This is a genomic window from Peribacillus sp. AS_2 (assembly GCF_026891895.1).
In the GTDB taxonomy this organism is placed as follows: Bacteria; Bacillota; Bacilli; order Bacillales; family DSM-1321; genus Peribacillus; species Peribacillus frigoritolerans.
Genome location: NZ_JAPTGA010000003.1, coordinates 13800 through 28828, shown reverse-complemented (window position 1 = coordinate 28828; position 15029 = coordinate 13800). Strand labels below are relative to the sequence as shown.

General features: G+C 40.8%; 16 protein-coding genes and 1 riboswitch. Of the genes, 6 read left to right on the top strand and 10 right to left on the bottom strand.

Annotated elements, in window-relative coordinates; translation table 11 throughout:
• Positions 1 to 70: 70 nt before the first annotated feature.
• Positions 71 to 436, top strand: a complete 366-nt coding sequence (locus OTG27_RS05740; protein WP_268936456.1) for a carboxymuconolactone decarboxylase family protein — start codon at positions 71 to 73, stop codon at positions 434 to 436.
• Between the two features lie 57 nt (positions 437 to 493).
• Here the strand turns inward: OTG27_RS05740 and OTG27_RS05735 are convergent, their stop codons facing one another.
• On the bottom strand, positions 494 to 1126 hold the full coding sequence (locus OTG27_RS05735) for a spore coat protein (protein ID WP_268936455.1): 633 nt from the start codon (positions 1124 to 1126) through the stop codon (positions 494 to 496).
• A gap of 178 nt (positions 1127 to 1304) precedes the next feature.
• On the opposite strand from OTG27_RS05735, the gene OTG27_RS05730 reads away from it, so the two are divergent.
• Positions 1305 to 1448, top strand: a complete 144-nt coding sequence (locus OTG27_RS05730) for a hypothetical protein (RefSeq protein WP_176548603.1) — start codon at positions 1305 to 1307, stop codon at positions 1446 to 1448.
• A gap of 99 nt (positions 1449 to 1547) precedes the next feature.
• Entirely contained in the window at positions 1548 to 2057 is a 510-nt protein-coding gene (locus OTG27_RS05725; protein ID WP_063577312.1) for a DUF3231 family protein, read from the top strand.
• An 86-nt stretch (positions 2058 to 2143) separates the two neighbouring features.
• Here the strand turns inward: OTG27_RS05725 and OTG27_RS05720 are convergent, their stop codons facing one another.
• The 7 genes from OTG27_RS05720 to OTG27_RS05690 form a co-directional block, all read right to left on the bottom strand.
• Positions 2144 to 2314, bottom strand: a complete 171-nt coding sequence (locus OTG27_RS05720) for a hypothetical protein (RefSeq protein WP_153246124.1) — start codon at positions 2312 to 2314, stop codon at positions 2144 to 2146.
• 22 nt (positions 2315 to 2336) lie between these two features.
• Positions 2337 to 4118, bottom strand: a complete 1782-nt coding sequence (thiC, locus tag OTG27_RS05715; RefSeq protein ID WP_048684249.1) for a phosphomethylpyrimidine synthase ThiC — start codon at positions 4116 to 4118, stop codon at positions 2337 to 2339.
• A 135-nt stretch (positions 4119 to 4253) separates the two neighbouring features.
• Positions 4254 to 4368, bottom strand: a riboswitch (TPP riboswitch).
• 117 nt (positions 4369 to 4485) lie between these two features.
• Entirely contained in the window at positions 4486 to 5274 is a 789-nt protein-coding gene (locus OTG27_RS05710) for an HAD family hydrolase (protein WP_268936454.1), read from the bottom strand.
• A gap of 151 nt (positions 5275 to 5425) precedes the next feature.
• Positions 5426 to 5971, bottom strand: coding sequence for a histidine phosphatase family protein (locus tag OTG27_RS05705; RefSeq protein WP_268936453.1), 546 nt, complete (start codon positions 5969 to 5971; stop codon positions 5426 to 5428).
• 221 nt (positions 5972 to 6192) lie between these two features.
• Positions 6193 to 6645: a hypothetical protein gene (locus OTG27_RS05700; protein ID WP_268936452.1), complete on the bottom strand. Its 453-nt coding sequence runs from the start codon at positions 6643 to 6645 to the stop codon at positions 6193 to 6195.
• 291 nt (positions 6646 to 6936) lie between these two features.
• Positions 6937 to 8076: a zinc-dependent alcohol dehydrogenase gene (locus tag OTG27_RS05695; protein ID WP_098864918.1), complete on the bottom strand. Its 1140-nt coding sequence runs from the start codon at positions 8074 to 8076 to the stop codon at positions 6937 to 6939.
• Positions 8077 to 8235: 159 nt separating this feature from the next.
• Positions 8236 to 9165, bottom strand: a complete 930-nt coding sequence (locus OTG27_RS05690) for a glycerophosphodiester phosphodiesterase (protein ID WP_374941242.1) — start codon at positions 9163 to 9165, stop codon at positions 8236 to 8238.
• A 606-nt stretch (positions 9166 to 9771) separates the two neighbouring features.
• On the opposite strand from OTG27_RS05690, the gene OTG27_RS05685 reads away from it, so the two are divergent.
• Positions 9772 to 10941 carry a sensor histidine kinase gene (locus tag OTG27_RS05685; protein WP_176548602.1) on the top strand — a complete coding sequence of 390 codons (1170 nt, stop codon included), beginning with the start codon at positions 9772 to 9774 and terminating at the stop codon, positions 10939 to 10941.
• A 61-nt stretch (positions 10942 to 11002) separates the two neighbouring features.
• Here OTG27_RS05685 and OTG27_RS05680 read toward each other — a convergent pair whose 3' ends face one another.
• Positions 11003 to 11836 carry an ABC transporter permease gene (locus tag OTG27_RS05680; RefSeq protein ID WP_052137178.1) on the bottom strand — a complete coding sequence of 278 codons (834 nt, stop codon included), beginning with the start codon at positions 11834 to 11836 and terminating at the stop codon, positions 11003 to 11005.
• A gap of 22 nt (positions 11837 to 11858) precedes the next feature.
• A complete protein-coding gene (locus tag OTG27_RS05675) occupies positions 11859 to 12626 on the bottom strand; it encodes an ABC transporter ATP-binding protein (RefSeq protein WP_268936451.1) in 768 nt (255 codons plus the stop codon).
• A gap of 380 nt (positions 12627 to 13006) precedes the next feature.
• On the opposite strand from OTG27_RS05675, the gene OTG27_RS05670 reads away from it, so the two are divergent.
• The gene (locus OTG27_RS05670; RefSeq protein ID WP_268936450.1) at positions 13007 to 13996 is read left to right on the top strand and encodes an ABC transporter substrate-binding protein; all 990 of its coding nucleotides are present in this window, start codon (positions 13007 to 13009) and stop codon (positions 13994 to 13996) included.
• Between the two features lie 29 nt (positions 13997 to 14025).
• Entirely contained in the window at positions 14026 to 14919 is an 894-nt protein-coding gene (locus OTG27_RS05665) for a TauD/TfdA dioxygenase family protein (protein ID WP_268936449.1), read from the top strand.
• Positions 14920 to 15029 lie beyond the last annotated feature (110 nt).

The following is a 15029-nucleotide window of genomic DNA, read 5'->3' as shown; positions in this document are numbered from 1 at the left end:
TGTTTAATCGTCCAACATTTAGCTCATACTAATTTTTGATGAAAAAATTTTGGATGGAGCTGAATGAAAAATGGAATATGAAGCGAACAATTCTACTGAAAATGCTCTTCGTGATTATAAAGCTGGAATCGGTGTCTTTACGCATAAAATGCCAGATCTTGCTGAGAAATTCAATTCGTTTACGGAAGAGTGCTTTAAAGAAGGTCAATTGTCCAAGAAAGAAAAACAGCTTATCGCACTAGGAATAAGCTTATATTCACAAGATGAATACTGTATTATCTATCATACAAAAGGATGTCTTGTTCAAGGCTGTTCCGAACAAGAAATTCTTGAAGCCATTGGTGTGACCGCGGCATTTGGCGGAGGAGCAACCATGAGTCAGGCTGTTACCCTCGTCCAGGAATGTATTCAGGAAATAAATCAGATGAAACAATGATAAAGAAGGGATAGGAGAATCAGTCCTATCCCTTCTTTATGTTATTAATAACTGCTTTTAATGACTCATGTTGTTGTTATTCCCTTGTGCGGGGGCATACGAATTCATCATTTGTTGCATATCCTGCTGTGCAAGCTGCGGAACTTGGTAATAATGATGTTTGTTTTGATATATCGAAATCTCATAGGCCATTTCAATGCAGTTCGGAACGGAATCTGCAAATACGCGGCGAACCACCGGATTCGTTATTTCAAGTGCTGCCATCGCCTTCATGGATGCCGCAGACTTAACAGCCGCAAGCATCAAGCCTGAAATGCATTCATCCGTAATTTCCGATACGGATTGCAAAGGTTTTTTTGGCTGAGTTGGTGTCAATCCATATATAAAATCGTTACCTTGATTCATTTTGTAGCTCTCAGTCCGTTTAGAAGGATCCTGGCCCGTTTGGAAGCACTCCAATGAAATATTATATTCATCTTGGATGAACTGATATTGACGATCCAGAATGTCGAGTAATTCCTGATCTTGGACATGCTGACGCAAAAGAGTATACGTGTTTAAAGTACCGATCGCTCCCGACAGCACTTCATGTACATCGAATACTTCGTGACCACCGTGATTCAATTGTGGGGGGATAGCACCCGTTTGCATGTTCTGGTGTACTTGACCTTGTTGATATTGGTTTTGCATTGTATTTCCCTCCTCATTTTATCAATCAAGCGAACACGTTTAGTATGTTAAACCCCAACCGGATTATTCAATCTAAACTCTTCCAAGAAGACCAAAAAACTGCTGCATCATTTTTTCTGTATAAAAAAACCGTGGCGCTTTAAACTATAAACACTTTATATACATGGGAGGATTTCTAATGACACATCAATGCTTCTATTGTAGTGATGTCACGGAAGAAAAAAAAATCCATATCGTAACATTTCAAATTACTGACACGGATAGAAACGAAATGCTGTGTGATGAATGTTATCAAGAATGGCTGCAAGGAATAAAAGGGTAAGCATTAAAAGCCCTCTAACATTTCCCAAACATCAACGATGCATGCTTGGATGAATTCAGGGTAACTTAAATTCGTTAATGAATTTCAAGGAGGATGGTTATGGGAATTTTAAGCGGAAATCCGAAAGATGAGCCTATGCATTACGGAGAGGTTTTTGGAACATGGGCATTTCTAACAACTACAAAAGGGTTGATTGCCTGTCATCAAACCATGCTTAATCATACTGGCGACAAAGACCTGCATAAATTGCTTGTTGAAGTGATCGATCAAGGGAAACAGGAACATGACCAACTTGAATCATTATTAAAAGAAAATAACGTAGGACTGCCTCCCTCACCACCTGAAAGGCCTAAAGCTAATTTGGAGGATATTCCCGTCGGGGCACGTCTTCAAGATCCTGAAATCTCCGCTTCAGTATCAATCGATATTAATGCAGGATTAGTTGCTTGCAGCCAAATGATGGGTCAATGCATCCGCGAAGATATTGCACAGATGTTTGCGCAATTCCATACCAACAAAGCTGCATTGGGTGCTGACTTCCTAAGATTGAATAAGGAAAAAGGATGGCTTGTCCCTCCTCCCCTTCATATCAATAAAACAAGTATGTAAATAGTAATGATAGATCCCCTTAATCATGTTTGTAATCGAATCAACATGATTAAGGGATTCATTCCAAAAGGACGATTAAGGAATCATTACCATTGAAGACTTTCGATCAAGTGGCACTTTGTACATTGTTGACTATAATCATTTTTCACAAATTCATGGTTGCAATTCTCCCGAAAAATATTCAGCTCTCTTTTCAGCTGCTCCAATTGAGTTTCCAACTGTTTCATTTCAACTTTTATCTGGATTACCCGATTCATCGAATTCTCCCTCTCGTCGGAATCATTGATAGATTTCCCCATCCGTTTTCCTAAATTCATTCGCTTTTTCTTTAAGCCCTTCATCGATTACCGACTCAAAGCCCAGACCCTTTTCCTTCGCCAAATCACGGATGTCCTGAGAGATTCTCATACTGCAGAATTTCGGTCCGCACATTGAACAGAAATGGGCTGTTTTGGCACCTTCTGCCGGAAGAGTTTCATCGTGATATTCAACCGCCCTTTCAGGATCAAGGGAAAGATTGAATTGATCTCTCCAACGAAATTCGAATCTAGCCTTCGAAAGGGCATCATCCCGTTTTCTTGCCTGCGGATGGCCTTTTGCAAGATCAGCTGCGTGTGCTGCAATTTTATAAGTAATGACCCCTACCCGAACATCCTCTTTATTCGGAAGTCCCAAATGCTCTTTCGGTGTCACATAGCAAAGCATGGCCGTTCCAAACCATCCAATCATGGCAGCACCAATCGCAGAAGTGATATGGTCGTATCCAGGAGCTATGTCCGTCGTCAATGGTCCCAGGGTATAGAATGGTGCTTCTTGACAGACTTCCAGCTGTTTATCCATATTTTCTTTAATCAAATGCATCGGTACGTGACCGGGTCCCTCCACCATGACTTGAACATCGTGCTTCCAAGCAATCTTCGTCAATTCCCCAAGTGTTTCCAATTCCGCAAATTGTGCCTCATCGTTTGCATCTGCAATGGATCCCGGACGGAGACCGTCACCTAATGAGAAAGAAACATCATACGTCTTCATGATTTCACAAATCTCTTCAAAGTGTGTATAGAGAAAGCTTTCTTGGTGGTGGGCCAAGCACCATTGTGCCATGATGGAGCCTCCCCGGGAAACAATACCCGTAACTCGCTTTGCTGTCATTGGGATGTATCGCAAAAGCACACCAGCGTGTATGGTGAAGTAATCGACACCTTGCTCAGCCTGCTCGATTAATGTATCCCGGAATACTTCCCAATTTAAATCTTCCGCGACCCCATTCACTTTTTCCAATGCTTGATATATCGGAACCGTCCCAACAGGCACAGGTGAATTCCTGATAATCCATTCCCGCGTCGTGTGAATATTCTTTCCTGTGGAAAGATCCATTATGTTGTCTGCACCCCATCGTGTAGCCCAAGTCATTTTCTCCACTTCAGCTTCGATCGATGAACTGACAGCTGAATTTCCAATATTCGCATTTATCTTCACGTGAAAATTACGTCCGATGATCATCGGCTCACTTTCAGGATGGTTAATATTTGCCGGAATAATTGCCCGCCCGCTAGCTACCTCTTCCCTTACAAACTCAGGGGCTACATTTTCCCTGATCGAAATGAACTCCATTTCTGGAGTAATGATCCCTTTGCGGGCATAATGGAGCTGGGTTACGTTTTTCCCTTTCACCGCACGCAATGGTTTTCTTTTCAATCCCGGAAAAACTTCGGCATTGGATTGTGACTCCACTTTTCTATATCCGTTATCTTCCGGCTTTATTTCACGCCCTTCATACTCTTCAACATCTTCCCGTTCCAGAACCCAGCTGCGTCTAATCGGGGCAAGGCCTTTATGAATATCAATCGGATATTCTGAATCCGTATAGAAGCCGCTTGTATCATATACACGTAAAGGCGGATTCTCCTCTTCGCCGAATGCCCCTGTCGTCGGACTTAGCTCAATTTCACGCATAGGTACTTTAATATCGGGTCTAGATCCCTCAACATACACTTTTTTACTCCCGGCAAAACTGGACATAATTGAAACGTTCATGTCATTTACTGAATTACTCTTCATGATTTCATTTCTCCTTTTTAAGTTCATTTAAAAAGGACAAAATCCAATCCACTTCGCACGAAAAAGCCAGGTCTCATATTTAAGACCCGGCTAACGTTAGTATGACTACAGAAATGACCAATTGAAAGGTCATCGTTTAGTAGATTCTAACTTCCCCACGCTGGTATGAACCAGATCAGGTCCTGAGGGTTAAGAAGCTTAAGCGCTTCTCTCTCAGCCCAACTTTTATTGGACACCCCTAGTCTGAATAATTTAATTGATTACAGGGTAACTATATCTCACCCTTTTCATTCTGTAAATAATTTAAAAGACCTAGTATTTTCTCTGCAATCATCTAAAAATTTGTTATTTGGAGGAGGACCGCCAATTAATTCCCCAGGCTCCCAAGGATAGGGAAAAGCTCCTCTAAATGCGTGATTTCGTAGGTTGGAATCACTTCATTCCGTTCCTTATCATGGCGATTTATCCAAACCGACTTTATGCCTACCCGTGATGCTCCAAGGATATCGGTCATTAAATTATCGCCGACCATCAATACTTCATCCTTATCTAGCTCCATGATTTCCAAAGCATGCTCAAAAATGGAGGCATCCGGTTTACCTCGTCCAAATGCGCCTGAAATCACGATTTGGTCGAAATAAGGAACCAGTTCAGGCGTTATTTCAAGTTTGGTATTTTGCAGCTCAGGAGATCCGTTCGTAAGCAATAGCAATTTGTACTTCCCTTTTAATTCATCCAGAACACGGAATGTTTCTTCATAGATAAATGGCTTTTTGCGTCTTTCGGCCGGGAAACGTTCTGCCAGTTCAAGTCCAAATTCCGGGTCATTGATCCCTAATGCCTTCAAGCCCCTCGTCCACGCTTCTTTCCGATAAGCCGGTACAATCCCGGCCATCTTCCGGAATTCATCATGATCATCCTGAAAATTCCCCCATAGTCCCTCAAATGGGTTGATTCCAATCATTTGAGTGAATGCATATGTATCGTAAGAAGAATAAAGATCACGCGCTTCCTTCCGCACCGCTTCTTCAAACTCGTCGACATTCAGACCATATTTCTCCTTGGCAACTTCGCATGTGGCCACAAAAGCCTCTTTTACACTTTTCTGATCCCATAGTAATGTATCATCTAAATCAAAAAAAACTGCCTTCAGCAAAATGTCCACCCCTCTTTCCCCAATATTGAATTCGTAAAAATTACACTATTACAATAATAAACCACAACCAATAAAAAAAGAATAACTATTCGGAAAATGCATGCCTCTTTCTTCGCAAAATGGCTTCCCTTTTCCGGTGGGAACCATATATTCATTTCCCTTTTCCGCTTTCAAATACATACAGTTTTCCATTGCTGGCAATCTTGAATTTTGGACCGGTGAACCCCCGTCGGATCAGCTCTTTCCTCATATATACCATGAGGGCGGCATGACTCACGATCAGAACATTCCTTTCCCCCTTTGCAAAGACTTCATCCAATACTTTTTTGATTCTTTGCTCAGCAAACTTAATTTCCGCCCTTGTCTGCTTGTTGATCACCGAGCAGCAGCGAATCCAGATGGCCCAAAGGATGAACGGCAGCTTAATCCTTCCCCTCAGAGGGGGAGAAGGAATTTCCCGCAGCTCCTCCATCCGATGAACCGTGCCTGGAAAGATGTGTTCCGCTGTCTTGACGGCTCTCGACATATCACTGCAATAACATTCCTGCCATTCCTCCATGCCAAATAAAGTCGTTCCATAAATAATATCCGCTGCATCATAGTCCACAAACCATTGCTTCATATCATCCGCCGTCACAGATTTCCCAGTAGGAAATTCATGTGCCACCTTAAAATGCCGTACCAAACCAATTTTCATATATTCTCCTTTTTATCTTTTAAAATATTCGTTTCTATTTCTTATAAAAGCCCTTAACAATATATTAACCTATGTAAAGCAATATAATAAATGCAAATTGAAACCATTAAAACCTGGTCAAAGGTTCTCCAAATTGTGTCACTGCAAGAATTTAATTATCATAAGGAAAAACATTATGGCCATATGTAAAAAAGAGAAAGCATATCGCCTTCTCCTTTCGTTTAATCTATGAATTGGAGTTCTGTTATCTTACATCTTTTCCTGAATTTATATTTCCCGCTCAAATCACTGAATTGATAATCATTTAGGGATTTCCCCAGTTGTTCCCTTAGTTTATCCGCCGTGATGGATTCCTCAACTGTCTCTTTCCAATTTTCATTTCCCATTATCTCTTCGAACGGAATGGTAGTCAGGACCTCATCATATATCTGGATGCTTTGATCGATGCCGAAGCTGCCATAGATACTGCCATTTTCATCGGCAAAGATATGCTCCGATTCCAATTCTTCCACCAATACTTCCAGGTATCCCTTTGCCTTAACAGGCTTGATGGCAATCTCCGCTTCTGCCTTTACAGGTCCCAATCTCTTATCTATGATCTCTATCGTCAATTTAACGTGAACGGGCGGATAACCAAACCCTTCACAAAGTTCTGCTGCCGAGTTATATACCATCTGAACATCCTCCTTTTGTCACTATCATTATATAATATAAATACTCCATTCCCTTACCAAAAACCCTTATTCAAGTTCACTTGGCACTGCATCTCTCCTTCATCATCGGAAGCCCCTTTAAAACGGCATCATGGTAAAAAAAGTGTAACCCTATTTCCTCACTTCAAGGGTATGATGATCATTTATCACGAGTCATTTATACGTTTATCCATAATACACCATTAACTATTTATGAACATAACCAAAAAGTCCAATGCAACTCCATGCATTGGACTTTTTATAAGCTTCACATTATGGCTTTAGCACCACTTTAATACATTCATCTTCATGATCGTTAAAGATTTGATAAGCCTCACTCGCTTTTTCGAGAGGGACTTTATGGGATATGATCTCCGTGGGGTCGAACTTTCCAGCCGTGATTTCATCAAAAAGCTTTGGCATGTAGTGAATGACTGGTGCTTGTCCCATTTTCAGGTTAATGTTCCGCTCAAATATATTGCCTAATGGGAACATATTATATTTCGAACCGTATACGCCAGTCAGTTGAATCGTGCCGAATTTACGTACGGCGTTAAGGGCAATCTCGATCGCACTTAACGTTCCACCCTGAAGTTTCAGCTTTTGCTCAATCGCCTCTATCGTCGATTTCTTCCCATCCATTCCCACACAATCTATGACTACATCGGCCCCGCCTGAAGTGATTTCCTTAATGTAGCTGCCCATATCGTTATATTCATCGAAGTTATACGCCTCTACCTTATTCATCCGTTTAGCCTTATTGAGTCTATAAGGTAGATTGTCGATGGCAATGACCCTTTTTGCTCCTTTCATCCAAGCGAACTTCTGAGCCATCAATCCAATCGGTCCACAGCCCAATATCGCTACCGTATCATCTTTATTGACGCCAGCGTTCTCTACACTCCAATATGCGGTTGGCAGCACATCAGACATGAACAAAAGCGACTCATCTTCTAGTTCGCATGACTCTGGGATGACAAACGGCATGAAGTTTCCATATGGTACCCTTAAATATTCTGCCTGCCCGCCTGGATAGTTCCCATATCGTTCCGTAAAACCAAAGTACCCGCCTGTATCCACCGCTTCATTAGGGTTGGAATTATCACATTGACTCTCCATATCATGTTCACAATAATAACAGTGCCCGCAAGAAATGTTGAAAGGCAGGACAACCCTGTCTCCTTTTTTCACCTTTGTCACTTCCGGACCCACTTCTTCGACGATGCCCATCGGTTCATGGCCAATGACATAATCTTTATGCGTCGGCAAAGCCCCCTGATATATATGGAGGTCGGACCCGCATATAGCTGTTGAAGTCACTCGGACGATAATATCATCCTTTTCCTGAAGTTTCGGATCTTCAACCTGTTTTACCTGTATATCTTTTGCTCCTTGAAAAGTTACAGCCTTCATAATCAACCTCCTAAAATTTTCTTGATTTATTTTATATACCCGTCCGAAAGACTACTAAGCCTATGGACATCTAATTTCCCCAAGAATTAATCGCCCATTATGCTGCACCTGGATGACAAAAAAAAAGCCCCGGAAACCGGAACTCACATTTGAAACTATTTATTTAGTAACTTTATTTCCATTATCTTTGTGTTTATACTCACTTAGTACCTCGTTGAACACATCGGGATAATTCGTAAACAGCCCCGTTGCACCCCATTCAAGCGCCTTTTTCATATCGGCTCTTTCATTTACTGTATATGGATGGAATTGGAGGTCATGGTTTCGAACCATCTTCACATATTGTCCGTCAACTTTACTAAAGTTCGGGCCAACGCCAACTGCATATTCCTTTATGGATTCCAATTCTTCATCGGAAATGGTTGCTTGGGTCTTGTATGAAAAAAGTTGCACAAGAGGTAACTTTGGATTCAAGTCATGAACCTTCATAAGGCTTTCTTTACTGAACGATTGTATTAATACATTGTTTGTACGGCCCTTCGAATCCACCATTTTATATTCTTCCAGAACCTGCAGAAGTTCTTCTTCCATCCCTGGATACACATCAGGGGACTTTGTTTCGATATAGTAATTGGCCTTCTTTCCAAACTTCTTAAAGACTTCTTCAAGAGTAGGGACCTTTAACCCTTCATATCCCTCTTTTGCCAATTGTGGATATTTTTCATTGAACCAAGTACCGGCGTCCAGTTTCTTGATTTCTGCCAGCGTTAAATCCTTCACAAGTCCAGTACCATTCGTTGTACGATCCACTTTTTCATCATGCATTGCTACCAATCTACCATCCTTGGTCATTTGAAGATCGATTTCTATGTAGTCGCCTTTCATTTGTTCTCCCATTTGATAAGCGGGAATGGTATGTTCAGGTGCATAACCAGAAGCTCCCCTATGTGCGACATTCACAATTTTCTTCTCATAAATAGACGAATTGGAATGATTTCCATTTGCAGCGGAGGCCCCCATTGAAGTAGCCTGCAATATAAAGGCCGCGCTCATCATACAAAAACCGAATTTCTTTAGATTCGTTTTCATTTCCCTCTCTCCCTCCTATTATTACCATTATTTTAAAAGGGGAATGTGAATCTACAGCGAATATAATGTAAAGAAATAATATAGTAGTTAAAATGGTTAAAATAACCTATCAAAAACAGGGCATTCATGCAGTACGTTCTACCCAACCAAAAAGTTGAATGAAAACTTTATTGTTTGATTAATGATAAGAAGCCTTCTAAAAGCCTCTTTTTCTAAAAAAATATAAAATATTTCTTGGCATGTACATATTGAAATAGTAGAAAAAAACGATCGTCCAAATGATTATAACTAAATATTTCTAAACCCTCCGCTTTTATGCAAGTCATGCTTCTTATTCAAACAATTTAAATCTTCCATACCTATAATAAACCAAACTTTCAGACGATAAATCCCATATATTGGAGAGGACGCACCGATGTTGACACACCTTTCCATTTCCATAATATAGATAGAAAGGTTATCGATGACAAAATCTATCTTTTTCTGATTTACAAAAAACTAGTATCATATTACTATTAAGCAAACAGAATATTAATACTAAGGGGAATTATGTTAAAAAATTATCAATATTATCAAAACAAACACCGATTTATACTGAAGGCTTTCATGGCAATGATATCCTTTTTACTATTAGTTGGGATTTCTGTATCACCTATAAGTTGGAAAGATAATCCCTACGAGATGACATTACAGGTCATTTTAATATCGGGGATGATAATTTCTCTGTTATTTTTCTTAAAAACAGAAGTCAATTTTTATAAAACCCTATTCATTTTCTTAATTACTGTTTATTTTTATAGCAAGTTTTGGATATTCCCGGATACTGCCATCATGCTGGCCTTATTCGCTATAGCACCCTTGTTTCCCATTTTTCTCTTTGATAAGATCGGGTTTTATATTGTGGCCAGTTTAAATATCTTATTAGGTCCCGCTTCCATCTTGATCATTTCAAAAACGGATCTTCAACACACTTATGAATATGTCGCTTTGGATAGTTTCGGCAACACGCTTAATTTCATCGCTATACAAATCATATTGGTATTCGTATTCATAGGAACCAATAATAGGATGGAATCCAATAATGCATTTCATAAGGAAATACAGCAGGCCAAGCAATTGAACTCAGTCGGACAGCTAGCTGCCACCATTGCACATGAGATACGTAATCCGATTACAGTCGTTAAAGGGTTTGCCCAGCTATTAGATCAAGAGAAGGAACTGAATGAAACGGAAAAATTTTATGTACAGACCATGCTTACGGAACTTGAATATACACAAGTGATTATCAATGACTATTTGTCTTTAGCTAAACCGCAAACGGATAATGTACAGGTCATTCCTTTAAATGATGAAATCCAAAAGATTTCCGACCTATTGACCAGTTTTGCCAATAATCGCAACATCGGCTTTCTTCTCGATTTCCGTGACGACCTGCACATTAACATGAATCCCATCGAGCTTAAACAGATACTGGTCAATATCATGAAAAATGGAATTGAGTCAATGAACAAACCCGGATTCATCAAGGTGGAAACAGAGCAGGAACGCACTATGGCAAAAATACGAATAACGGATACAGGAATAGGGTTATCAAAAGAGCAGCTTGAAATACTTGGCACCCCATTTTACTCGCTTAAAGATAGGGGAACCGGTATCGGCCTGACCGTTTGTTATTCCATCGTTCAAAAATACAAAGGGAAAATCGTGGTACAGAGCGAAGTGAACAAAGGAACATCGTTCACCATTTATTTGCCCTTATATAATAAAATAGATTAAACATACATACCTAATAAGAAAAAGGATGACCCCCCATCACCGGGCGGTCATCCTTTTTCAATTACGCTTTAAAGCTATCTTGCCATTTCAGCAAATGATTTTCTAAAAGGCGGACAAACGAGTCTGAGATTTTACCAGCGAGGGCAAATATGATGATGCCTACGAATACGACGTCCGTTTGCATGAATGAACGGGCATCCTGGATCATGAAGCCGACCCCTCTATCCGCACCAAGCAATTCAGCGACGACCAGGCACATCCAAGCCGCACTTAAGGCTAAACGGATACCAAGTAATATGTTAGGCAATGCTGCCGGAATCATGAGCTTCGTTATTTGTTCCCGACGGCTAAACTCCAAGATTAGGGCAACATCGTAGAGTTTTTTATCCACATTCCGAAGACCCAAAAAAGTTTGTAGATATAGAGGAAAAAAAGCACCTAAAGCAATAAGCAGCACTTTTGATAGTTCACCAAACCCGAACCACATAATGAATAAAGGCGTGATCGCGAGTAAAGGAACCGTTCGTAACATTTGAATGCTTGGGTTAAGATACTCTTCGGATTTTTTTTGCATCCCAACGATGACACCAAACAATAAGCCTAAAAACCCACCTAAGGCAAAGCCAAGAAAAGCCCGCGTTAAACTGATCTGTAAATGCATGCCCATTTCCCCCGACTGGACGAGATCAATGAACGTCATGACGATCAATAAAGGGGATGAGAACAATTGGGCAGGCAGGATGCCAACCGAACCTAATGCTTGCCATGCAATCAACACGACAACGGGAAGTACCGAACCCCGCAATGCCGATTTGGCAAGTTTGGATTGTTTTGTCGTTTCCCTTATGACAAGGTGCTTGTTTTGTGCAACGGTCTGTGTAGACATAATTTTCATCCTTCCTTTTTCAAAAATTCAATTAAATGCTCCAATCTTCCACCTCTGCTGGATGATGTTCAAGTTGTGTTAATATGACGGCCCTGAATTCCTGGAACGCTTTGCTTGTTCGGGTTCTTGGGTATGGCAAATCAATCGGAACGATAGCTTTAATCCGTCCAGGCTTTGCATCCATGACGACCACCTTCCTCGATAAAAAGATGGATTCATCAATATCATGGGTGACAAGCACCATCGTTGTCTTATTTCTCTCCCATATTTCCAGTAAAGCCTCTTGAAGATGCGTTCGCGTGAATGCATCCAATGCACCGAATGGCTCATCCAGCAATAAAACTTCAGGATTACGCAATAAGGCCCTGGCAATGGCAACACGCTGCGACATTCCTCCGGATAATTGGCGTGGATACGCCTTCTCAAAACCTTTTAGTTTAACAAGTGATATCAAATCATCCACCCTTTTTCGAATGTCCGGTTTCTTTAATGGAAGGTTACCTGCAATATTCTTCTCCACGTTTAGCCATGGAAATAATCGGTGCTCCTGAAAAATGAAACCACGGTCTTTAGATGGGGCGCTAACCTTAAGATCCCCTGCCATGATCGTGCCATCAAAGTCTGAATCAAGTCCTGCGATCAACTTTAATAATGTGCTTTTCCCGCAGCCGCTCGGACCAATGATGGTTACGAACTCACCATTGTTGACGGTCAGATTTAAATGATCCAAAACATGGACACTTTCATTCTCATTCTTAAATGTTTTGCTTACCTGATTAATTTCTAATGTCGCAACCAATCCCCTCACCCTTTCTCAAATAAAAAAAATAGAGATCCAGCAATAAGGCACAAATTGTCCCTTTGCTGAATCTCTAGTTAACTAGTCGATTCAATATTTCATTTTATATTAACTTATCGATTATTTATAATCAACACCTAATACCAATTTATTTTATCGGATTAATCGTAAAAAGTATTGACAGATAATTCTAACAGCTGTTAAGATGCATTCATACACAAATCCGCTTCACACTGGAGCCAATTAAATAAAGGTCATGTGAATCAACTGGACTACCGGAGATTCAATGAAGAGTAACCAATCAAACTCTTCGTTGAATCTCTTTTTTGTCATTTGTCTGACTATCCAGATGTGTATAGCTGTAAAAAAGGAGGGAATTCATGAAGGAATATCGTAAACATCTAACCGCAGTACTACTTGCCATCATTAGCATCGCTGTATTGGCAGGCTGTAATTCCGATGCCGGCAAAGCTTCCGGGAAAAGTGATCCACTGAAAGTTCATATTGCCTTAAATGGCAAAATGGGACCATTGGTCATTGCAAAGGAAAAGGGATTGTTCAACGAAGAGTTTTCTAAACTGGATGCCCAAATCGAGTGGAGTGAATTCCAGAGTGGTCCCCCGCTTTTGGAATCCCTCGCTTCCAATCGGGTTGACCTGTCCTTTTTAGGGGATGGTGCACTGATTGCCGGCATTGATAAAAACCTGCCATTCGAAGTGATTGCACAAACAGGCCGGGGTGAGTCATCTGTCCGGATCCTGGCTCAAGCGGGAGGTAACATAAAGAAGATTGAAGACTTAAAAGGAAAAACGGTCGGCGTTGCCTCGGGGACAACGGGTCATGTGTATTTAATCAAGGCATTGAAAGCCCATGGCTTAACGACTGATGACATTAAACTCATCAATTTGCAACCAGATGATGCTCAAGCGGCTTTTGAAACCAAAAAATTGGACGCCTGGGCAATATGGAACCCTTATTACCTTAATAATATTGAAAAAGGGAATGCTGTCGCACTTAAAGTAAAAGGAAAAATATTAGCTCCTGGTGCAATCATTGCACGTAAGGGCTTTGCCGAAGAGCATCCTGAAATTGTCGAGGCCTATTTAAAGGTTTATAAAAAAGCAGCCGACTGGCAAATTGAGAATCCAGATGAAGCATCTGAAATTTATTCCAAAGAAACTAAATTGCCAGTGAGCACCGTAAAGACAATAATAACGGCCGAAAAACCAAATATCTTCTTTACCGAAGATGCCATCAAAGCACAACAAGAATCCATCGATACTTTAGCTGGTGTGGGTTATATCAAGAAATCATTTAATTTTAAAAATCACATCAACAATGAATACATTGATGAAGCCTTTAAAAAATAAAAAACTAACCTTACAGGAGGAGATTGATTATGACGGAAACTAAAACACAACAATTGAAAGTGGTACCGGTAGCAGGAAGGATTGGAGCGGAAATTCAAGGAGTGGAATTAAGCGGAGACTTGGATTTAACTATTTTCAATGAAATCAAACAAGCGTTAAACGATCATAAAGTCATATTCTTCAAAGGTCAAAATCATTTGGACGATGCCAGCCAAGAAGCATTTGCCAAACTATTGGGTGAACCTTATGCACATCCTACAGTACCGGTCAAAGACAATACTAACTATATTTTCGAGCTTGACTCCGAACGCGGTGCTAAAGCAAACCATTGGCACACTGATGTCACTTTCGTTCCAGAGGTTCCTAAATACTCTGTTTTAAGAGGGGTGACCATCCCTGAAGTTGGCGGAGATACAGTTTGGGCCAATACGAATGAAGCATATGAGGACCTGCCGGATGGATTGAAGAAATTAGCGGACGGACTATGGGCAATCCATACAAATGAATATGATTATGCTCAATTCAAACCAGCCGAAAACATTGATGATGAGGTTAAAAAGAAATATCGTGATATATTCGAATCGACCATTTATAAAACAAGGCACCCAGTCGTTCACGTACACGCCGAAACCGGAAAAAGGCATTTGTTATTAGGTGGCTTTGCTGGTAGAGTGGAAGGCTATACAACAAGTGAATCCGAAAGATTATTAAGCATCTTCGATTCATACGTCACGCGCTTAGAAAATACCGTGCGTTGGCAATGGAGTGAAGGCGACGTGGCCATTTGGGATAACCTAGCCACGCAGCATTACGCTATTGCCGATTACGGGAACCAGCACCGCGTCGTTCGCAGGGTCACAGTAGGAAAAGACGTTCCCGTAAACAAGGAGAACGAGTCCAGCAGACTAATTGTTAAGAAATAAAACTCCTGTATCGAAGGTAAGCTTCCTTTACTGACTGCCCCATAAGCGAATGAAAACATTCAAACGGCCTTATTGCAGGAAGTTTGAGTGTTTTCTTTATTGGCAGGACT